Below are 19,026 nucleotides of genomic sequence, written 5' to 3'. Positions count from 1 at the left end.
CCTTGTATTTGGGGGTTGAAGTTAATAAGATATTGGCATTGAATTATTACAGTGCTGAAATATTTTTGCGATCTGCAAATAATTCGGACGGGTTTACTAAAGGAACCGGGCCACGTAACCCATGAGGGCCGCGATCGGCATCCAACTCGCTATGATCCATAATCCGTTTGCCCAAGTGATTTGCGCATTATGTTGCCCGAGCGTGTCCCCCGCCCCGGCATTTGCAACCTGCTGAACGTGTATCAACGCCACCGTCGGCAAGCTCCAGCAGACGGCGAGAAGTATCGTCTGGACAAGCATCGTGATGGACAGCGGGAGATGGGATGACGGTGTTTCTGGCACGGAGAAGTGCCAGGCGATGGTGAATGCATAGGGTAACCAGAACATCAATGTCACTTTCCAAGGGCTGCATTTCAGTCCCTGCGTACGCACTTCGCATTGGCGCATTATTTTTTTCAGCAGCGGGTAAATCAGCAGAGGCCCGGCAAGGCAGCACAATAAGGGTATTAGTTTAAAGCCGCGCTGGCCACGAGAAAGCAGCCATTGACGATAATACCAGTAGAATAGATAAGCGCCCACAGACAGGTTGATCATTATCAAGAATTTGGGTATTGAAACGATGTGTGTCTGTGAAGTTTCTACTTTGTACCTCTGAATTAAGGCTTGCAGGTCGGAGGTTTCTGTCATGGGTGAATTCTCAGTTATAGATTTCATGAGCGTCGCGCCGGGCAGCAGCCCTGTAAATGCAAGTACTGCTCGCCCGCCAGAAAGTCGCCTCCGGCGCCACCGTACAAGTAGGCATACGTTGAACTTTTCAGCGACATTGGCAGCTTGTTTTTCAGCCCTTGGAAACTAGCACCCTGGAATAATGATGGGGGGCATTGAGAGTGCTTTGGGAAACGTCCTACGGAGCGAAGTGAGAATTCTCCAGTTCAGAAAGGGGCGCCGGTGTGCGAGCGCTCAATCACCGACGGCAAGCCATTGCACATTGACTGTAAGTCTATCGTTCACAAAATAGAACGCTAAGGGCAATTTCCGCAGTCTACCGCTCCAAAGGTGGTGATTTTAAAGTGTGTCCATCAACGCGAAACACCCAACACACACTGAATCACCCACTCAAGGAGCACCGCCATGACCTCGTTCAAATACAACCGCCTGAACAAAGACGACGCCGCCGTGCTGCTGGTCGACCACCAGGCTGGCCTGCTGTCTCTGGTGCGCGACATCGAGCCGGACGCCTTCAAGAACAACGTGCTGGCGCTGGCCGACCTGGCCAAACTCTTCAACCTGCCGACCATCCTCACCACCAGCTTCGAACAAGGCCCCAACGGCCCGCTGATGCCGGAACTCAAAGCCCTGTTCCCGGATGCCCCGTACATTGCTCGCCCTGGCCAGATCAACGCCTGGGATAACGAAGACTTCGTCAAAGCCGTGAAGGCAACCGGCAAGAAGCAACTGATCATCGCCGGCGTGGTAACCGAAGTCTGCGTGGCGTTCCCTGCACTGGCCGCGCTGGAAGAAGAGTTCGAAGTGTTCGTGGTCGCTGATGCCTCCGGCACCTTCAACGCCATGACCCGTGATGCTGCCCATAACCGTATGACCCAGGCCGGCGCGCAGATGATGACCTGGTTCGGCGTGGCCTGTGAGCTGCACCGCGACTGGCGCAACGATATCGAAGGCCTGGCGGCGCTGTGCTCCAACCACATCCCGGATTACCGCAACCTGATCACCAGCTACAACGCGTTCAACGCTGCCAAGTGAGCGGGCCTGCCGGGCACCCACAGCGGTGCCCGGCCAGTGCGGCAGAACCCGTCAATGCTTCGCTCATCCCAAGGAACGTCGATGAACACCTCCGGCCAAGACAACCGCAACGTGGTGACCCTGGTCATCCAGCACAAAGTCCGCGCCCAGGCGCTGGCAAGCTATGAAGCCTGGCTCAAGCGCACCGTCAGTACCGCGCGCCGTCAGCCAGGCCACCTGGACGTCAACGTAATTCGCCCAGATGACGGTGGCCTGCACTTCACCACCGTGGTGCGCTTCGCTGATGCCAGCCTGCTGCAGGCCTGGGTCAACTCCGCCGAGCGCCAGGCACTGGTCAACGAAGTGCTGCCGCTGCTCGAGGGCGGCGACAACCCCCAGGTGCATGAGGATCCGGAGTTCTGGTTCACCCCGCCGAGCAGCGGTGCCCGGCAGCCGCCTCGCTGGAAGCAAGCGCTGCTGACCTACCTGGTGATCTGCCCGATGACCCTGCTCGTGCCGCAGCTGCTGGAGCCGCTGTTCGCGCGCTTCCCACAACTTGGCTGGGGGATCCTGGGCAACCTGATCGTCAACCTGTTCATCATCCTGCCCGTGGTGTTCTACATCATGCCGTGGGTAACCCGCCGCTGCGCCAAGTGGCTGCGTGGCTGAGCTGACCAGCATGAACGCCGGCTGTTGCTAGGCTTCATCAACCCCAACGACCCTGCATCGCTCCAAGGAGGTTCCATGATCGCCGACCTGATCCTGTTCAACGGCAAACTGCACACGGTTGACCGTGAACAGCCCACCGCCACTGCCGTCGCCATCAAGGATGGCCGCTTCATTGCAGTGGGCAACGACGCCGTAGCCATGGCCCATAAGGGCGACAGTACCCAGATCATCGATCTCAAGCAGCGCACGGTGATTCCAGGCCTGAACGACTCGCACCTGCACCTGATCCGCGGCGGCCTGAACTACAACCTGGAACTGCGCTGGGAAGGCGTGCCGTCGGTGGCAGATGCCCTGCGCATGCTCAAGGACCAGGCGGCGCGCACGCCAACCCCGCAGTGGGTACGTGTGGTCGGCGGCTGGAACGAGTTCCAGTTCGCTGAAAAACGCATGCCGACCCTGGAGGAAATCAACCAGGCCGCGCCTGACACCCCGGTCTTCCTGCTGCACCTGTACGACCGCGCGCTGCTCAATCGTGCGGCCCTCAAGGCGGTGGGCTACGACAAGTCCACGCCCAATCCGCCTGGCGGGGAAATCCAGCGTGACAAATTCGGCAACCCCACCGGCATGCTTATCGCTCGGCCCAATGCGGCGATCCTCTATGCGACGCTGGCCAAGGGGCCGAAGCTGCCGCTGGAGTATCAGGTCAACTCGACCCGCCAATTCATGCGTGAGCTCAACCGTCTGGGCCTGACCAGCGCCATTGATGCTGGCGGCGGTTATCAGAACTTCCCGGATGATTACCAAGTGATCCAGGAGCTGGCCGACAATGACCAGCTGACCGTGCGCATCGCCTACAACCTGTTCACCCAGAAGCCCAAGGAAGAGCTGGACGACTTCAAGCGGTGGACCGCCAGCGTGAAACTGCACAGTGGCACTGACTTCCTGCGGCACAACGGTGCCGGGGAGATGCTGGTGTTCTCGGCCGCCGACTTCGAGGACTTCCTCGAACCGCGCCCGGACCTGCCGCAAACCATGGAAGAAGAGCTGGAACCGGTAGTCCGCCATCTGGTCGAGCAGCGCTGGCCGTTCCGCCTGCATGCCACCTACAACGAATCGATCTCGCGCATGCTCGACGTGTTCGAGAAGGTCGATCGCGACATTCCGTTCAATGGCCTGCCGTGGTTCTTCGACCATGCCGAGACCATCACACCGCAGAATATCGAGCGTGTCCGGGCGCTGGGCGGCGGTATTGCCATCCAGGACCGCATGGCGTTCCAGGGTGAATACTTCGTCGACCGCTACGGCGCCAAGGCCGCCGAGCACACCCCGCCGATCAAGCGCATGCTCGAGATGGGCGTGCCGGTTGGGGCCGGTACCGATGCAACACGTGTTTCCAGCTACAACCCGTGGACCTCGCTGTACTGGATGGTCAGCGGCAAGACCGTCGGTGGCATGGAGCTGTATCCAGAAGGCCTGAGTCGCGATACCGCGTTGCAGCTGTTCACCCAGGGCAGCGCCTGGTTCTCCAGCGAGCAGGGCAAGAAGGGCCAGATCAAGGTGGGGCAGCTGGCAGACTTGGCGGCGCTGTCGCTGGACTTCTTCAGTGTCGAGGAGGAGGCGATCAAGGGCATCGAGTCGGTGCTGACCATCGTCGATGGCAAGGTGGTGTATGGCGCCGCCGAGTTCGACAAGCTTGGGCCGGCTCAGATGCCGGTACTGCCGGAATGGTCGCCGGTGGTCAAGGTGCCGGGTCACTGGCGGGTGGGTACGCCGTCGCTGGCGGCAGTGCATCAGTGCAGCGGGCCTTGCGGGGTGCATGCGCACAGTCATGACAAGGCGCGGCATTCGAGCGTGCCGGTGAATGATTATCAGGGGTTCTGGGGTGCGCTTGGGTGTTCATGCTTTGCGTTTTGAGGTGAGTTGACCCTGCAGGCGCCCACTGGTACAGCACCGCTCTTGAGGCCAGTGCTTTACCTGTGGGCGCCGGCTTGCCGGCGATAGGGCCAATACGGATTCACGCCATATCGCTGACAGCAAACTCCTCGGCCAGATGATCGATCAGCGACCGCACCGACGGCAACAACCCGCGCCGCGACGGGAAAATCGCATGCACGATGCCGCAGCGCGGATGCCATTGCGGCAACAATTCCACCAGCCTGCCTTCCGCCAGATCTTCGCGCACCGCCACGCGCGGCAAGTGCGCAATGCCCACTCCCGCCACCACGAAATGCCTCAGTGCGAACAAATCATCGGTGACCATGCGCGGCGTATGCGAAATCACGATGCTGCGGCCGGTGTCCTCGCCCTGGAACAGCTCCCACTGGTACTCGCGCTGGGCGCCGCCCCAATGCACGCTGGGCAATGTGCCGAGCAGTTGCGGGTCGAAGCCTGCCGGCAGTTGCTCCAGATACCGCGGGTGGCCCACCAGGCACTGGGTGCTGTTGCTGAGCACCTTCATCACCATGTCGGTGTTCTCCAGCGGCGGGAAGCGTACCCGCAGCGCCAGGTCGAAGCCTTCATGCAGCAGGTCGACACGGCGGTTGGTGCTCTCGATGAACAGTTCCACCTGCGGGTACTTGAGCATGTAACGGGTCAGCATCGGCCCGACCCAGGCGTTGAGCAGGGTGGTGGGGCAGCTGATGCGCACCAGGCCGCGGGGTTCGCTGCGGTTGCGCTCGATGATCTCCGCCGCGCCCTCGGCTTCCACGCGCATGGCCAGGCACCGGTTGTAGTAGGCCTGGCCGATCTCGGTCAGCGAACAGTGCCGGCTGGTGCGGTGTAGCAAGCGCACGCCAAGGCGATCCTCCAGGTCGGCGATACGCCGACTAAGCTTGGACTTCGGCATATCCAGCGCCCGCCCTGCGGGGGCGAAACCGCCATGTTCGACTACCTGCGTGAAGTAGTAGAGGGAGTTCAAATCTTCCAATGATCGTTCTCCAGGTGGAACGCTAAGGGCAATTTTCGCAGTCTACCGCAACAAAGGTGATGATTTTAATCTTTACCCATCAACGCGAGACACCCAACTTACTTAAAAATCGAAACCCTTAGGAGCACAGACCATGAGCAAATTCACCTACAACCGCCTGAACAAAGACGATGCAGCCGTGCTGCTGGTCGACCATCAGGCTGGCTTGCTGTCTCTGGTGCGCGACATCGAGCCGGACAAGTTCAAGAACAACGTGCTGGCGCTGGCCGACCTGGCCAAATTCTTCAACCTGCCGACCATCCTCACCACCAGTTTCGAACAAGGCCCCAACGGCCCGCTGATGCCGGAACTCAAAGCCCTGTTCCCGGATGCCCCGTACATTGCTCGCCCTGGCCAGATCAACGCCTGGGATAACGAAGACTTCGTCAAAGCCGTGAAGGCAACCGGCAAGAAGCAACTGATCATCGCCGGTGTGGTAACCGAAGTCTGCGTGGCGTTCCCTGCACTGGCCGCGCTGGAAGAAGAGTTCGAAGTGTTCGTGGTCGCTGATGCCTCCGGCACCTTCAACGCCATGACCCGTGATGCTGCCCATAACCGTATGACCCAGGCCGGCGCGCAGATGATGACCTGGTTCGGCGTGGCCTGTGAGCTGCACCGCGACTGGCGCAACGATATCGAAGGCCTGGCGGCGCTGTGCTCCAATCACATTCCGGATTACCGGAACCTGATTACCAGCTACAACGCGTTGACTGCAGGCAAGTGACATTGGGGGAGGTTGATGAGGCTGCCATTCAGCGGCGCTAGCTGGCGTAGGAACCCCGTCGATGGCTGAGTCATCAGCGTCGGGTGGGGCCTCCACACCCCGGCTTGAGGGTGTGAATACGAATATCAAGCATGTTCTCGGGGCCACTGGTGACAGTGGCCCTTTTGATTACGCGGCAGAAAGGCGTAGCGCTGCTATCCACCGTTCTCAATGGTCGTGCCGCAATATCTGCTGATCTGGCTTATCGCCTCGAACTGGTGGGCCTCGGCGATGCCAGGGAGTATCTTGCCGAGCAGGCGGCTTACGATCTGTGGCAGGCCGCCCACCGTGAACATCCGCAGATTACGCGGCTGGTGATTGCCCGAAACTCACTGCGCATCCGAATCAAACAACCGCTCCAACTCCATCCGCGCCTCTTTCGCCGTCTGCATCACCTTGGCTCGGTCGTTGCGCACTTGCCCCTGCGCCACCAGTACTTCTTCATCATGCTGGGTAAACCGCTCGATCCGGTCCGCCGCCTGCTCGCTGCTCAGCCCCAACCCCACCAGCGCACGGCGGGTCATTTCCAGGCTCGAATAGAATGTCTCGCGAATGGGCTCTGCACCCACGTCCACCAGCTTGTGCACGTGCTGGCGGTTGCGTGCGCGGGCCAGCACTTTCAGGTGCGGGTACAGGCGCTTGACCCGTTCCGCTGTGCGAGTCGTCACTTCCGGGTCGTCGGTGGTGATCACGAAATACTCGGCCTCGCCGACCTTGGCCGCATGCAGTACCTCTGCACGTAACGGGTCGCCGTAGAACACCGGTGCCTGTTCGAACATGCGGGTCATCTCGATGGCATCCACCGAGGTTTCCAGGGCAATGAATGGGATCTTTTGTGCCCGCAGGATGCGCGACACGATCTGTCCCATGCGGCCCATGCCGACGATCACCACGCGCGGGGTGCCGGCGTCGATAGTCTTGTACTGCTCAGGCACTTCACGCACGGGTTGCGGACGCTTGAGGGCACGGGCGCAGCCGAGCATCAGCAGTGGAGTGATGGCCATCGACAGGGTGATGGTCATCAGCAGCAGGTCGTAGGTCAGGGTATCGAACAGGCCTTGGTCCTTGCCCAGCTTGAACACCACGAAGGCAAATTCGCCCCCTGCCGCCAGCACCATGCCCAGGCGCAGCGCGCTGGCGCTGTTCAGGCCGCCGGCCAGGCGCCCAATGCCGATCAGCAGCACCAGCTTTACCGTCACCAACAGCAGGGTGAGGCCCAGCAGTACCAGCGGCATCTCAAGCAGCAGGCTCAGGTTCGCACCCATGCCGACGCTGATGAAGAACAGCCCCAGCAGCAGGCCCTTGAACGGTTCGATCTGCGATTCCAACTCATGCCGGTATTCCGAGTCGGCCAGCAACAGGCCGGCGAGAAATGCACCCAGCGCCATGGAGATACCGGCTTCTTCCATTAGCCAGGCGGTACCGATGACCACCAGCAGAGCGGTGGCGGTGGACACTTCCGGCAGGCCGGTGCGGGCCACGGTGCGGAATACCGGGCGCAGCAAGTAACGCCCGCCTACGATCACGATGGCAATGCTGGCGAACACTTTCAGGCCATGTTGCAGGCTGTCGCCGTGGCTGGTGTCTGGGCCGCTCGCTACCAACAAAGGCACCAGCGCGATCAGCGGAATCGCGGCTATGTCCTGGAACAGCAGAATGGCGAAGGCCAGGCGGCCATGCGGAGCGTTGAGTTGCTTGCTCTCGGCCAGGCTCTGCAGGCCAAGGGCGGTGGACGACAACGCCAGGCCCAGGCCAAGCACCACGGCGGCCGGCAGCGATTGGCCAAAGCCGAATAGTGCGATGGCACCGATCACCGCGCCGGTCAGCAGCACCTGAGCAGTACCGACGCCGAACACCGATTTGCGCATCAACCACAGCCGTTTGGGCGACAACTCCAGGCCGATGATGAACAGCAGCAAGACCACCCCCAGTTCGGAGATGTGCGCCACGCTCTCGGTGTCGCGTATCAGGCCCAGGGCCTGGGGGCCGATGGCCACGCCAGCCAGCAGGTAGCCGATCACGGCGCCCAGTTGCAGGCGTTTGGCCAGGGGGACGGCGAGGACGGCGGCGAGCAGGAAGATCACCGCGGTTTGCAGAAGGCTGCCTTCGTGTGGCATTGGCTCGTACTCCATGAGCTGCCGGGGCAGCGTTAGAACAGTGTGGAGGACCATTCTGGAGATTGTGGCCTGCCCGAACAATCAGTCAGTCGGAGGACACATTGTCTCGTCAATAGAGACTGTTCAAGACGTCGCCGGTCGGTACTGCAGCGCTTCGGCCACATGCTCCCGTGCAATCGGACCGGCCCCTTCGAGATCAGCCAGCGTTCGCGCCACTTTCAGCAAGCGATGTGCCGCGCGCAGGGAAAGGCTCAATCGTTCGCAGGCGATTTCCAGCCAGGCTTGATCCGCAGCCTGCAGCTGGCAATGGCTGCGTAGCCCTTCAAGGTTGAGGAAGGCGTTGGCGCAGCCTTGTCGCCGTTGCTGCAGCTCACGCGCCGTGGCTACTCGAGCGGCCACATCGGCACTGGTTTCCCCGCTGGGCTGGTTATTGAGCGTGGTAGTTTCACGGGCCACGGTCAGGTGCAGGTCAATGCGGTCGAGCAAGGGGCCGGACAGCTTGTTGCGGTAGCGCTGGATCTGCTCGGTGCTGCAGCGGCAGCGGCCTGTGGGGTCACCGAGGTAGCCGCACGGGCAGGGGTTCATTGCCGCTACCAATTGGAAACGTGCCGGGAAACGCACTTTGTCCCGCGCCCGAGCGATCACGATTTCGCCGGACTCCAACGGTTCGCGCAGCACCTCCAGAACGCGTCGCTCGAACTCTGGTAACTCGTCGAGAAACAGCACGCCGTGGTGTGCCAAGGTAATTTCTCCGGGCTGCGGCCTGCTGCCGCCGCCCACCAGCGCGGGGCCCGAGGCCGAGTGGTGCGGGTGGCGAAAGGGCCGTTGCGGCCAGCTGTTGAGTGGCGCATGCCCACTGACCGACTGGATGGCCGCCACTTCCAGCGCTTCATGTTCATCCAGTGGCGGCAGCAGGCCGGGCAGGCGGCTGGCGAGCAGGGTCTTGCCGGTGCCAGGCGGGCCGGTAAACAGCAGGTTGTGCGCCCCGGCCGCTGCCAGTAGCAAGGCGCGCTTGGCGGCGATCTGCCCTTGGACCTCGCTCAAATCAGGGTAGGGCTGGCTTTGCAATATCAAGCCATTGGCGGCAAAGGGCGGCAGCGGCACCTGGCCATTCAAGTGCGCCACCAGTTCCAGCAGATGCCCAACCGCATACACCACCAGACCGCCCGCCAGGCTCGCCTCCTCGGCGTTCTCACGTGGCACCACCAGAGCGCGGCCTGATTCGCGTGCGGCCAGCGCAGCGGGCAGTACGCCCTGTACCGGGCGCAACTTACCAGATAGCGCCAGTTCGCCAAGGCATTCGATGTCGACCAACGCCGCGACCGGCACCTGTGCGTCGGCGGCAAGGATGCCCAGGGCGATGGCCAGGTCGTAGCGCCCGCCGTCCTTGGGCAGGTCGGCAGGTGCCAGGTTCTGGGTAATGCGCCGTTGCGGGTAGTTCAAGCCGGAGTTGACGATGGCGCTACGCACCCGATCCTTGCTTTCCTTGACGGTAGTTTCCGGCAAACCGACCAGTGTGAGATGTGGCAGACCATTGGCAAGGTGGGTTTCGACGCTGACCGCGGGTGCCTGCACGCCGACTTGGGCGCGGCTGTGGACGAGGGCAAGAGACATGGACGCTCCGTTGTCGCTGATGAGGGGCCGCTCCTGCGGCTCTGGCAAGCATAGTGAGGTGCTGAAGGGTCAGCGCTGGAACAATGCGTCGGGGTTTTTCAGCGCAGGGATTTTCCCTGCGGATTCATAGAATCTGACAAATAATGGATCCAATATCTTTGCAGGGCGCCGAACTATCGCTTAGTGTTCAAGCGTTACTGCCGTTGCCACCGGACGACAACGCGATCCAGAAAATGGACTTAAGGTACTGCCCGTGCAAACGCTCAATCGCACCCGCCAACAGATTCGTGAACGGGTGCAGGCCAATGAATTCGCTGAACTCAGCCGCTATTTCGATAGCCTCCAGGTGCATTGGCAGCAAGCACCGCCCGGCGATTGCCCGGCCTATATGGAGGCGGTACAAGGGCATATGCTGCTCGATTGGGATACCCACGGCAGCAAGGCGCTGACGCAACTGCTCAAGGCGTGGATCGACGCCTGCCCCAAGGCTTATCACCCGCAATTGGCGATGGGCTTCCATTGCCTCAATCGAGCGTGCCACATCCTTGGTAGTGTGGGTTCCCATGCTATTTCCCAGGCGCGCAGGCTGGCTGTGGAACAAGCCTGCGAGACGGCCACGGGGCACTTTCTGCGGGCTATGGAGCGCAGTTCACAACCCGTAGCGGCGGCCATCGGGATGCTGCAGATCAGCGCGCACTTCCACGAGCCTGGCTGGCTGGTGGAACTGTTCCACGGTCAGGCTGCGCGCTTTCGACCCAGTGCGCACGCCGACGTGGAGGTGCAGGAGGCAGCGGCGCCATTGCTGGTCAAATATGGCCTGGCACCGCTGGTGGAACTGCCGCAGGCCTTACCCGGCTGCCTTGATGCACGCCTGCCAGAAGGGGAGGGTGCTAAAGATTACTGGCTGCGTCATGCGCTGGCCTGGCAACCCGGCTGCTTCGAGGCGATCGAAGCCTATGCGCGCTACCTGACACCGCGATGGGGCGGCAGCTATGAGGCGATCGATGAACTCGCCAGCAGCTCGTTCTGTCTTCACTGGAATGAGCGTCTGCGCAATGCGATTCGCTGGCTGGCCGTGGAGGACGCGTTCTGGTTGCCCAAAGCCGAGCAGTCGCAACAGATCGTGGCCTGGCAGTTAACTTTCGAGGCGTGGGCGCAACGGGAGCTCAGGGCAAAGGAGCGTGCAACCTTGCTGGCCTTGCGCGGCGCCTTTCGATACGTATCGCTGCAGCATTGCCGTGGCGCGCATCGCGACTTCATCGACAGTGTCGAGCTTTACCCTGACCAAGGTTTCGTGCCGGCAATCGGTGAGCCGTTCTACAGCTTTGTCTGTCTCGTGTTGTTCCACGGGGAGCCCGGCACCACGCCTGCTTTCCGTATGGCCATCGAGCGTCTGTGTGAAAGCCGCAGGCAGGCAGCGGCCTGCGCATTGCGGGCTGTGGGGCACCAGTTTGGCATGTGGGGTTTCGAGCAATCCGTTGAGCAGGCAAGGGTCTGGTTGCATGCAGCCGTCAATCGCCAATGTGGGCGCGAGGGCCTGGGTTTCGATGTGCTCGAAGTACCACGCCTGCTTTGGGCCGCCAACTTGCACGATGCTGCCTATTTCCTTTTCCTGCAGTGCGCCGAACTCAAGTTGCCCGACGCCGCGGCTGCGCTCTACGCGTTGCACTGCGGCCGGTTTGCCAACACCCCGGAGTACTATCGGGATTGCGCGTCCGCCGAACATTGGCTGCAGTGCGCCGCACAGTCCGGCAGTCAGCTGGCCAAGTACGATTTGGCCTGTCGGCGTATGCGTGACCGTGAAGCCTTGCATGGGCGTAGTGAGATGCTGGTGGTCAGGCGCTTGTTGCTCGACTGCCTGGGCAACGAGCAACTCGATGCCGGGGCACGCCTGCAGTTGGGTATTCTGCAGCGGACATTCGGCGATGAGCGCGAGCATGCAGAGGGGGTTGCCTACCTGCTGGGCTTGGTGGAATTTCCCGATGCGGCAATCGCCGGGCGTGCCTGCGCGGAACTCGGTCTGGCCTGGATGCATGGCCACGGTACTCGCAAGCAGAGCCGCTTTGCCGCCATCGAATGGGTCAACCGTGCGGTCGCGCTACAGCCAGAAGATATTCACATCGAGCAAATCCGCGCGCAGATCCTCAACTCGCACAGCGTGGTGAAAACCCTGATCACGGTGTGCGGTGCGGCGTTGTTCCGCGGTGATCTGGATGCGCGTGAGCTGCCGCCGAAGGTTCGCGGCCCTGGAAAGGACCGCCAACAGGCATCTGCTTGAGGGCGGGCCTTTTTACGGCTTGGCGCCGAGGATGATGTGTGACGCCTTGATCAACGCTGTGGCTTTTTTGCCGGGTGCTAGGCCCAGCTCCTGCACCGCCTCGCGGGTGACGATGGAGAACACGTGAGTGCCGCCGGCAAGCTTCAGCACCACTTCAGCGTTGACCGCGCCGTCGCCGACTCGCACCACTTCGCCTTCCAGGGCATTGCGGGCCGAAAGCCGGTATCCAGCGGCCTCGGTCATCAGTACGACCCATGGCGCCTTGACCAGGGCGACCGCCTGCTTGCCGACGTTGATGTTGAGGTTATGCAGGCTGGCCATGGTCACGACGGCCACCAGCTTCTCACCGCCGCCCAAGGTCAGTTCGACCTCGGCGTTGACCGCTCCGGGCTGAACGGCGCTGACGGTACCTTCAAACACATTGCGGGCACTGACTTTCATGGTGAGCACTCCTTTACGGTTTTTTACTCCGGGGTGGCTGGCGCCATCCGGGCTTCCAGCTCGGCAACCTGCTTTTCCAGGGCTTCCAGGCGTGCGCGAGTGCGCGCCAGAACCACCATCTGGCTGTCGAACTCGTCGCGGCTGACAAGATCCAGTTTGCTGAAGGCACCTTGCATCAGCACTTTGAACTGGCTTTCCAGTTCTGCGCGGGGCTGGGCGGTGTCACCGCTGAAAAGGCGCGAGGCCTGGTCGCTCAGGGCGTCGAGAAGGGCTTTGGGCGCGAGCATGTGCGGCAATCCACTGAAAGCGAGAAATGGCTGGCAGTGTAGCACGGGGAAAATCACCCTTTGGTTGCACGTTTTTCGAGCAGCCCGCCAGCTGTGCGCGCACCGAAGTTGTGCATCTTTTCGATACTGGCGACTGGCCAATGCCAGGTACTTCATGCAAGGCCCTGTTTTCCCGCGTTTTAACGGAACTGGCAAGGTTTCTGCAAAGACCTGAGCGAGCCATGCACTGATGCAGTTCCTTGTGACCAGGCAGTGCGCACGCGGAGCCGGATGCCGACGACGCGTTACAAAGCCAACCGCTGCGCTTAGACTTGAGACGGGTTTGTTTTCCTGGGGCAAGTCCACCAAATCGGGAGAGAGTTTCATGAAGCTAGTCACAGCCATCATCAAGCCGTTCAAGTTGGACGACGTGCGCGAGTCGCTGTCGGAAATCGGCGTGCAGGGCATTACCGTCACCGAAGTCAAAGGCTTCGGCCGGCAGAAGGGCCACACCGAGCTGTATCGCGGTGCGGAGTACGTGGTCGATTTCCTGCCCAAGGTGAAGATCGACGTGGCCATCGACGACAAGGACCTCGATCGCGTGATCGAAGCCATCACCAAGGCGGCCAACACCGGCAAGATCGGTGACGGCAAGATCTTCGTGGTGAATCTGGAGCAGGCGATCCGCATCCGTACCGGCGAAACCGATACCGACGCGATCTAAGCGCCGAAAAAGCCTCACCAAACCCAACGCCCCAGGAGAAAACAACATGACTCTGCGTAAGATCGCAGGGCTAGGAGCCCTATTGTCCCTCGTAATGCCGGGCCTTGCCCTGGCAGAGGATGCTGCCCCAGTGCTGAACTCCGGCGACACCGCCTGGATGCTCACGTCCACGGCGCTGGTGCTGTTCATGACCATTCCGGGCCTGGCCCTGTTCTACGGCGGTATGGTGCGTTCCAAGAACGTGCTGTCGGTGATGATGCAGTGTTTCGCAATCACCGGCCTGATCAGCATTCTCTGGGTCATCTACGGCTACAGCATGGCCTTCGATACCACGGGTATGGAAAAGGGCGTACTGAATTTCAATTCCTTCGTTGGCGGCTTCTCCAAGGCGTTCCTCAGCGGCGTCACGCCGTCGGGGCTGACCTCTGCCGCCGCGCTGTTCCCTGAGGCCGTCTTCATCACCTTCCAGATGACTTTCGCCATCATCACCCCGGCGCTGATCGTCGGTGCATTCGCCGAGCGCATGAAGTTCTCCGCGATGCTGGTGTTCATGGGCATCTGGTTCACCCTGGTCTACGCACCGATCGCGCACATGGTCTGGAGCGGTGACGGCGCGCTGATGTGGGATTGGGGCGTGCTGGACTTCGCTGGCGGCACGGTTGTGCACATCAACGCCGGTATCGCGGGCCTGGTCTGCTGCCTGGTGCTGGGCAAGCGCAAAGGCTACCCGACCACGCCAATGGCCCCACACAACCTGGGCTACACCCTGATGGGCGCTGCCATGCTGTGGATCGGCTGGTTCGGCTTCAACGCCGGCTCTGCCGCAGCGGCCAACGGCACGGCCGGCATGGCCATGCTGGTGACCCAGATCGCCACCGCTGCCGCTGCGTTGGGCTGGATGTTCGCCGAATGGATCTTCCACGGCAAACCGAGCGCCCTGGGTATCGCCTCCGGCGTGGTCGCTGGCCTGGTTGCCATTACTCCGGCGGCAGGTACCGTGGGCCCGATGGGCGCCCTGGTGATCGGCCTGGCGTCTGGTGTTATCTGCTACTTCTGCGCCACCAGCCTCAAACGCAAGCTGGGCTATGACGACTCGCTCGATGCCTTTGGTGTGCATGGTATCGGCGGTATCGTCGGTGCGATGCTCACCGGCGTGTTCGCGGCACCGGCCCTGGGCGGCTTCGGCGCGGTCACCGATATCGGTGCCCAGGTCTGGATTCAGGCCAAGGGTGTGATCTTCACCGTTGGCTACACCGCCATCGTCACCTACGTGATCCTCAAGGTGCTGGATGTGGTGATGGGCCTGCGGGTAAACGAAGAAGAAGAGTCGGTCGGCCTCGACCTGGCTCAACACAACGAACGCGGCTACAACCTGTAACTGCGACGCTGGAAAACTTGCCCGGCTTGCCGGGCATTTTTTTGCCTGTTTTTTGCCTTTTCCCGCAGTGCAAACGGTTTATCACTCACGTTCGCGACGTAGGGCAAAAACTTACAACAAGCTAGGCATTGATGGAGCTTTGCTTTTTCCACGGGCGCGCTAGAATGCGCGCCGAAGGGTGTTTGACGAGCAGTCCACACGCTTCCTCAGCCTTTGCTAGGCTTGCCATTAGCGTGTGGCCAGCAGGGGCTAAAGGATTTTTGTCAGGCCCTGCCAGGAGCAGGGCCTGCTGGGTGCCGCCTCCCATGAGGAGTGCCGACCCAAGGGCAGTGGCCAACCCACGGCCAGTTGAATTTTCACTGGTGGCTGCCGGTCTACGGCTGCACTGGTCTATAACTAACCTGCTTTTCGCAAGTCATGAGGTAGAACATGAGCGACGACGATCTGGAAAATGATGACCTCGAAGTAGGCGACGAAGACGAGGCCGATGAGGGCCTCGAAGCGGCGGCTGACGATGTCGCTGAAGATGCCGGCGATGACGACAGCAGCCCGGCACCGACTGCCAAGGGCAAGTCCAAGGCGGCTGTCTCGGTAGACGAGATGCCGAGTATGGAAGCCAAGCAGAAGGAACGTGACGCCCTGGCCAAGGCCATGGAAGAGTTCCTGGCGCGTGGCGGCAAGGTTCAGGAAGTCGAGGCCAACGTGGTCGCCGACCCGCCCAAGAAGCCGGACAACAAGTACGGTAGCCGCCCTATCTGAGTGGCTGAGTGCAAAAAAGCCCGCCGTCGCTGCGGGCTTTTTTGTGGCTGGTGGGTTTGTGTTGCCTGTGTTGGCCTCATCGCCGGCAAGCCGGCTCCTACAGGAGGACGGTGGTGCCCTTTGTGGGAGCCGGCTTGCCGGCGATTGGGCCGCAGAGCGGCCCCTGTCAGCGCCAGCGCGCAATCACATCGGGTAGCTGCGACAACCGTTGGATCTGCGCATCCGGCGCCTGTTCGCCCGCCCACGCCTTGCCCTGTGGGTTGAACCACACCGCTCGCAATCCGGCGCGCTGCGCCCCGCCGATATCGTCGCCAGGGTGATCGCCCACATGCACTGCTGCACCGGCTTCGACCTCTCCACGCTTCAGCGCCTCCATGAACGGCGCCGGGTCCGGCTTGCCGATCCCCAGGTCTTCTGCACACAAGGCAAACTTGAAATAGTCGGCCAGGCCCAGGCGACGCACGTCCGCATTGCCGTTGGTGACCACGCCTAGGGTGTAGTGGTGGCGCAGAATCTCCAGCACCGGTTGCACCTCGGGGAACACTTCGACCTGATGCCGCGCATGCAGGAACACTTCGAAACCTTCGTTGGCCAGATCCTGCGCATGCTTCTCGCTGTAGCCGACCTCTTCCAGAGCGTGGAACAGCACCCGCCGGCGCAGGGCGCTGATGCGGTGCTTCAGGCCCGGTTCGGCTTGCACCAGGCGTTCACGGATGGCGAAAAGGTGTTCCACCGGCACACCGCCGAGTATCGGTGCATTGGCCTGCAGCCAGTCGCGCAGCACGACTTCCGCGCTGGCGATCACCGGCGCGGTGTCCCAGAGGGTGTCGTCGAGGTCGAATGTGATCAGCTTGATGCTCATGAGTCTGTGCCTTTGCTGCGTTTGGCCCGGGGGTGGGCGCTGTCGTACACCGTGGCCAGATGCTGGAAGTCCAAGTGGGTGTAGATCTGCGTGGTGCTGATGTCGGCGTGGCCGAGCATTTCCTGAACCGCGCGCAGGTCCTGGGACGATTCCAGCACATGGCTGGCGAATGAGTGGCGAAGCATGTGCGGGTGCAGGTGCTGGCCCAGTTCGCGCTCTCCGGCCGCCTTGACCCGCATCTGGATGGCTCGCGGGCTGAGCCGGTTGCCCTGGCGGGTGATGAACACGGCGCTGTCGCGAGGGCCGCCGATACCGCGCAGCTTGAACCACGCCTGCAGCGCCTCGCGGGCCTTGCGCCCTACCGGCAGCACACGTGCCTTGCCGCCCTTGCCGAGCACCTGGACCAGCCCGGCGCTGAGGTCGAGGTGTTCAAGGTCGAGTTGGGTCAGTTCGGACAGGCGCAGGCCAGAGGAGTAGAACAGCTCGAGGATGGCCTGGTCGCGGCGGGCAATGAAGTCGTCGTCGACGCCGCCATCGAGCAGTTGCAGGGCACGGTCGGTGTCCAGCACCTTGGGCAGCCGTCGTTCGCCCTTGGGCGCACTCAGGCCGCTGGCCGGGTCGTGCTGGCAGAGACCTTCGCGATTAAGGTAGCGATACAGGCCGCGCACAGCCGACAACAGCCGCGCCAGGCTCCGAGACGACTGGCCTTGATGGTGCTGGCGGGCGATGAGCTGGCGCAGTTGCTGGATCTGCAAGGCGCCCCAGCCGGCGATGCCCTGGTTGTTGCAGTATTCGATGACCTTGTCGAGGTCGCGCCGGTACGCCAGCAGGGTGTGGTTCGACACCTGGCGCTCGTTGCGCAGGTGTGCGCAATAAGCCTCCAGCTGGCGTTCCATCAGCGCACCGGACGCAGGGTCTGGGTCACGCGGGGCACCACACGGCCAAGCACTTCGGCGATGTAACCGAGGAACAGGGTGCCGACGCTGCTCTTGTAGTGCTGCGGGTCACGGCTGCCGATTGCCAGCACGCCATGCAGCCCTTGGTATTCCAGTGCTGCGACGGCACTGGAGCCTACTTCGAGGCGCTGCTCTTCACCGAACAGGAAGGCCAGCTCTTTCTCGCGCAGGTTGCCGCTGACGGTTTTGCCCCCACCCAGCAGACCGCCGATGGCCTGCTGGGCCTCGGCGTTGCTGACCCAGCGGCCGACGGGCGCAGCGTTGTCGCCGAACAGGATCAAGCTGACGAACGGTACCTGGAACTCCTGGCGCAGGCTGTCTTCAACCGCCATCACCACTTCTTCCAGACTGCCGGCGTCGAGCAGATCGAGGATCAGCCGGCGGGTCTTGTCGAACAGCCGGTCGTTGTCCCGGGCCACGTCCATCAGTTGCGACAGACGATGGCGCATTTCGATGTTGCGGTCGCGCAGCAGCTTGAGCTGACGCTCTACCAGCGACACGCTGTCGCCACGCTGGTGAGGGATGCGCTGTTCGACCAGCAGTTCGTCGTGCTCGGCGAAGAAGGTCGGGTGGGCGCGCAGGTAGGCGACCACCGCTTCGGCATCGAGCTCGTTGGGCTGCTGGGGTACAACGTGGGGCTGATCGGTCATGGCGGTTACTCGCTTAGAGACGAACCTGTCCTTCGTAGACGCGCACGGCCGGGCCCGTCATCAGTACGGGCTTGCCAGGGCCGGCCCATTCGATGTGCAGGCGGCCACCAGGCAGGTCGAGGGATACCGGAGAGTCCATCCAGCCTTGGCTGATGGCGGCCACGGCGGCGGCGCAGGCGCCGGTGCCGCATGCCTGGGTTTCGCCCGCACCCCGCTCCCACACGCGCAGATTGGCGCGATGACGGTCGATGACCTGAATGAAGCCGGCATTCACCCGCTGCGGGAAGCGCGGGTGGTTTTCGATTTTCGGGCCCAGGGAGTGCACCGGCGCGGTATGTACGTTATCGACGCGCAGCACGGCATGCGGGTTGCCCATGGACACGGCGGCGATGGAATGAACCTGGCCGTCGACTTCCAGCGGGTAGTTCAGCGCCTGCTCGTCGGCCACGAACGGGATCTCGGCCGGCATGAAGCGCGGCGGGCCCATGTCGACGCTCACCTGGCCATCGTTCTGCACGTCCAGCACGATGATGCCGCTCTTGGTTTCCACACGGATGCGTTTCTTCGCGGTCAAGCGTTTGTCCAGCACGAAGCGGGCGAAGCAGCGCGCACCGTTGCCGCACTGCTCGACTTCGGAGCCGTCGGCGTTGAAGATCCGGTAGCGGAAGTCTACTTCCGGATTGTTCGGTGCTTCGACGATCAGCAGTTGGTCGAAACCGATGCCGGTGTGGCGGTCACCCCATTGCTTGGCGTGCTTGGGCTGGATGTGGGCGTGTTGGCTGACCAGGTCGAGGACCATGAAGTCGTTGCCCAGCCCATGCATCTTGGTAAAGCGCAGCAGCAT

At 62.0% G+C, this 19,026-nt stretch carries 18 protein-coding genes; 8 read left to right on the top strand and 10 right to left on the bottom strand.

The window, feature by feature from the left end:
* Nucleotides 1–96 precede the first annotated feature (96 nt).
* Entirely contained in the window at nucleotides 97–687 is a 591-nt protein-coding gene (locus KU43P_RS26110) for a hypothetical protein (protein ID WP_317660344.1), read from the bottom strand.
* Between the two features lie 444 nt (nucleotides 688–1,131).
* Here KU43P_RS26110 and ycaC (KU43P_RS26105) point away from each other — a divergent pair, with 444 nt between their 5' ends.
* The 3 genes from ycaC (KU43P_RS26105) to KU43P_RS26095 all read left to right on the top strand — a co-directional run bounded on the left by ycaC (KU43P_RS26105) (nucleotide 1,132) and on the right by KU43P_RS26095 (nucleotide 4,323).
* Nucleotides 1,132–1,761 carry an isochorismate family cysteine hydrolase YcaC gene (gene ycaC / locus KU43P_RS26105; protein WP_317660343.1) on the top strand — a complete coding sequence of 210 codons (630 nt, stop codon included), beginning with the start codon at nucleotides 1,132–1,134 and terminating at the stop codon, nucleotides 1,759–1,761.
* Nucleotides 1,762–1,842: 81 nt separating this feature from the next.
* On the top strand, nucleotides 1,843–2,409 hold the full coding sequence (locus KU43P_RS26100; RefSeq protein WP_317660342.1) for an antibiotic biosynthesis monooxygenase: 567 nt from the start codon (nucleotides 1,843–1,845) through the stop codon (nucleotides 2,407–2,409).
* 75 nt (nucleotides 2,410–2,484) lie between these two features.
* Entirely contained in the window at nucleotides 2,485–4,323 is a 1,839-nt protein-coding gene (locus KU43P_RS26095) for an amidohydrolase (RefSeq protein WP_317660340.1), read from the top strand.
* A 100-nt stretch (nucleotides 4,324–4,423) separates the two neighbouring features.
* On the opposite strand, the gene KU43P_RS26090 is transcribed toward KU43P_RS26095, so the two are convergent.
* Entirely contained in the window at nucleotides 4,424–5,335 is a 912-nt protein-coding gene (locus tag KU43P_RS26090) for a LysR substrate-binding domain-containing protein (RefSeq protein WP_317660338.1), read from the bottom strand.
* Nucleotides 5,336–5,468: 133 nt separating this feature from the next.
* Here KU43P_RS26090 and ycaC (KU43P_RS26085) point away from each other — a divergent pair, with 133 nt between their 5' ends.
* Nucleotides 5,469–6,098, top strand: coding sequence for an isochorismate family cysteine hydrolase YcaC (ycaC, locus tag KU43P_RS26085; RefSeq protein ID WP_317660337.1), 630 nt, complete (start codon nucleotides 5,469–5,471; stop codon nucleotides 6,096–6,098).
* A 368-nt stretch (nucleotides 6,099–6,466) separates the two neighbouring features.
* Here ycaC (KU43P_RS26085) and KU43P_RS26075 read toward each other — a convergent pair whose 3' ends face one another.
* Nucleotides 6,467–8,254 carry a monovalent cation:proton antiporter-2 (CPA2) family protein gene (locus KU43P_RS26075; RefSeq protein WP_317660336.1) on the bottom strand — a complete coding sequence of 596 codons (1,788 nt, stop codon included), beginning with the start codon at nucleotides 8,252–8,254 and terminating at the stop codon, nucleotides 6,467–6,469.
* A gap of 123 nt (nucleotides 8,255–8,377) precedes the next feature.
* Nucleotides 8,378–9,868 carry a YifB family Mg chelatase-like AAA ATPase gene (locus tag KU43P_RS26070; protein WP_317660334.1) on the bottom strand — a complete coding sequence of 497 codons (1,491 nt, stop codon included), beginning with the start codon at nucleotides 9,866–9,868 and terminating at the stop codon, nucleotides 8,378–8,380.
* A 253-nt stretch (nucleotides 9,869–10,121) separates the two neighbouring features.
* Between KU43P_RS26070 and KU43P_RS26065 the strand changes: the two genes are divergently transcribed.
* Nucleotides 10,122–12,146 (top strand): DUF4034 domain-containing protein, encoded by a 2,025-nt coding sequence (locus KU43P_RS26065; RefSeq protein WP_317660332.1) that lies wholly within the window; start codon nucleotides 10,122–10,124, stop codon nucleotides 12,144–12,146.
* A gap of 12 nt (nucleotides 12,147–12,158) precedes the next feature.
* Here the strand turns inward: KU43P_RS26065 and KU43P_RS26060 are convergent, their stop codons facing one another.
* Entirely contained in the window at nucleotides 12,159–12,587 is a 429-nt protein-coding gene (locus KU43P_RS26060) for a molybdopterin-binding protein (protein WP_317660331.1), read from the bottom strand.
* 23 nt (nucleotides 12,588–12,610) lie between these two features.
* Nucleotides 12,611–12,874: an accessory factor UbiK family protein gene (locus KU43P_RS26055; RefSeq protein ID WP_317660330.1), complete on the bottom strand. Its 264-nt coding sequence runs from the start codon at nucleotides 12,872–12,874 to the stop codon at nucleotides 12,611–12,613.
* A 364-nt stretch (nucleotides 12,875–13,238) separates the two neighbouring features.
* Here KU43P_RS26055 and glnK point away from each other — a divergent pair, with 364 nt between their 5' ends.
* The 3 genes from glnK (at nucleotide 13,239) to sutA (ending at nucleotide 15,714) form a co-directional block, all read left to right on the top strand.
* A complete protein-coding gene (gene glnK / locus KU43P_RS26050) occupies nucleotides 13,239–13,577 on the top strand; it encodes a P-II family nitrogen regulator (RefSeq protein WP_002555808.1) in 339 nt (112 codons plus the stop codon).
* A 46-nt stretch (nucleotides 13,578–13,623) separates the two neighbouring features.
* Nucleotides 13,624–14,955, top strand: coding sequence for an ammonium transporter (locus tag KU43P_RS26045; protein ID WP_317660328.1), 1,332 nt, complete (start codon nucleotides 13,624–13,626; stop codon nucleotides 14,953–14,955).
* A gap of 429 nt (nucleotides 14,956–15,384) precedes the next feature.
* On the top strand, nucleotides 15,385–15,714 hold the full coding sequence (gene sutA / locus KU43P_RS26040) for a transcriptional regulator SutA (RefSeq protein WP_317660327.1): 330 nt from the start codon (nucleotides 15,385–15,387) through the stop codon (nucleotides 15,712–15,714).
* A 166-nt stretch (nucleotides 15,715–15,880) separates the two neighbouring features.
* On the opposite strand, the gene KU43P_RS26035 is transcribed toward sutA, so the two are convergent.
* Genes KU43P_RS26035 through dapF form a run of 4 tightly spaced genes read right to left on the bottom strand, consistent with a single transcriptional unit; the run spans nucleotide 15,881 to nucleotide 19,026 of the window.
* Complete coding sequence (locus tag KU43P_RS26035) at nucleotides 15,881–16,576, bottom strand: HAD family hydrolase (protein WP_317660326.1); 696 nt, start codon at nucleotides 16,574–16,576, stop codon at nucleotides 15,881–15,883.
* Entirely contained in the window at nucleotides 16,573–17,472 is a 900-nt protein-coding gene (gene xerC, locus KU43P_RS26030) for a tyrosine recombinase XerC (protein ID WP_317660324.1), read from the bottom strand. Before xerC ends, KU43P_RS26035 begins: the two co-directional genes overlap by 4 nt.
* Nucleotides 17,472–18,182, bottom strand: coding sequence for a DUF484 family protein (locus KU43P_RS26025; protein ID WP_317660323.1), 711 nt, complete (start codon nucleotides 18,180–18,182; stop codon nucleotides 17,472–17,474). Before KU43P_RS26025 ends, xerC begins: the two co-directional genes overlap by 1 nt.
* A gap of 13 nt (nucleotides 18,183–18,195) precedes the next feature.
* Nucleotides 18,196–19,026 (bottom strand): diaminopimelate epimerase, encoded by an 831-nt coding sequence (dapF, locus tag KU43P_RS26020; protein ID WP_317660322.1) that lies wholly within the window; start codon nucleotides 19,024–19,026, stop codon nucleotides 18,196–18,198.

The sequence above is a fragment of the Pseudomonas sp. KU43P genome, assembly GCF_033095865.1.
In the GTDB taxonomy this organism is placed as follows: Bacteria; Pseudomonadota; Gammaproteobacteria; order Pseudomonadales; family Pseudomonadaceae; genus Aquipseudomonas.
This window is presented reverse-complemented; position numbering and strand designations above follow the sequence as displayed.

Bases quoted from the DNA above. Each gene is read 5' to 3' on its own strand.
- KU43P_RS26110 (WP_317660344.1), bottom strand. From the start codon at position 687: ATGACAGAAACCTCCGACCTGCAAGCCTTAATTCAGAGGTACAAAGTA.
- ycaC (WP_317660343.1), top strand. From the start codon at position 1,132: ATGACCTCGTTCAAATACAACCGCCTGAACAAAGACGACGCCGCCGTG.
- KU43P_RS26100 (WP_317660342.1), top strand. From the start codon at position 1,843: ATGAACACCTCCGGCCAAGACAACCGCAACGTGGTGACCCTGGTCATC.
- KU43P_RS26095 (WP_317660340.1), top strand. From the start codon at position 2,485: ATGATCGCCGACCTGATCCTGTTCAACGGCAAACTGCACACGGTTGAC.
- ycaC (WP_317660337.1), top strand. From the start codon at position 5,469: ATGAGCAAATTCACCTACAACCGCCTGAACAAAGACGATGCAGCCGTG.
- KU43P_RS26075 (WP_317660336.1), bottom strand. From the start codon at position 8,254: ATGCCACACGAAGGCAGCCTTCTGCAAACCGCGGTGATCTTCCTGCTC.
- KU43P_RS26070 (WP_317660334.1), bottom strand. From the start codon at position 9,868: ATGTCTCTTGCCCTCGTCCACAGCCGCGCCCAAGTCGGCGTGCAGGCA.
- KU43P_RS26060 (WP_317660331.1), bottom strand. From the start codon at position 12,587: ATGAAAGTCAGTGCCCGCAATGTGTTTGAAGGTACCGTCAGCGCCGTT.
- KU43P_RS26055 (WP_317660330.1), bottom strand. From the start codon at position 12,874: ATGCTCGCGCCCAAAGCCCTTCTCGACGCCCTGAGCGACCAGGCCTCG.
- glnK (WP_002555808.1), top strand. From the start codon at position 13,239: ATGAAGCTAGTCACAGCCATCATCAAGCCGTTCAAGTTGGACGACGTG.
- KU43P_RS26045 (WP_317660328.1), top strand. From the start codon at position 13,624: ATGACTCTGCGTAAGATCGCAGGGCTAGGAGCCCTATTGTCCCTCGTA.
- sutA (WP_317660327.1), top strand. From the start codon at position 15,385: ATGAGCGACGACGATCTGGAAAATGATGACCTCGAAGTAGGCGACGAA.
- KU43P_RS26035 (WP_317660326.1), bottom strand. From the start codon at position 16,576: ATGAGCATCAAGCTGATCACATTCGACCTCGACGACACCCTCTGGGAC.
- xerC (WP_317660324.1), bottom strand. From the start codon at position 17,472: ATGGAACGCCAGCTGGAGGCTTATTGCGCACACCTGCGCAACGAGCGC.
- KU43P_RS26025 (WP_317660323.1), bottom strand. From the start codon at position 18,182: ATGACCGATCAGCCCCACGTTGTACCCCAGCAGCCCAACGAGCTCGAT.
- dapF (WP_317660322.1), bottom strand. From the start codon at position 19,026: ATGCTGCTGCGCTTTACCAAGATGCATGGGCTGGGCAACGACTTCATG.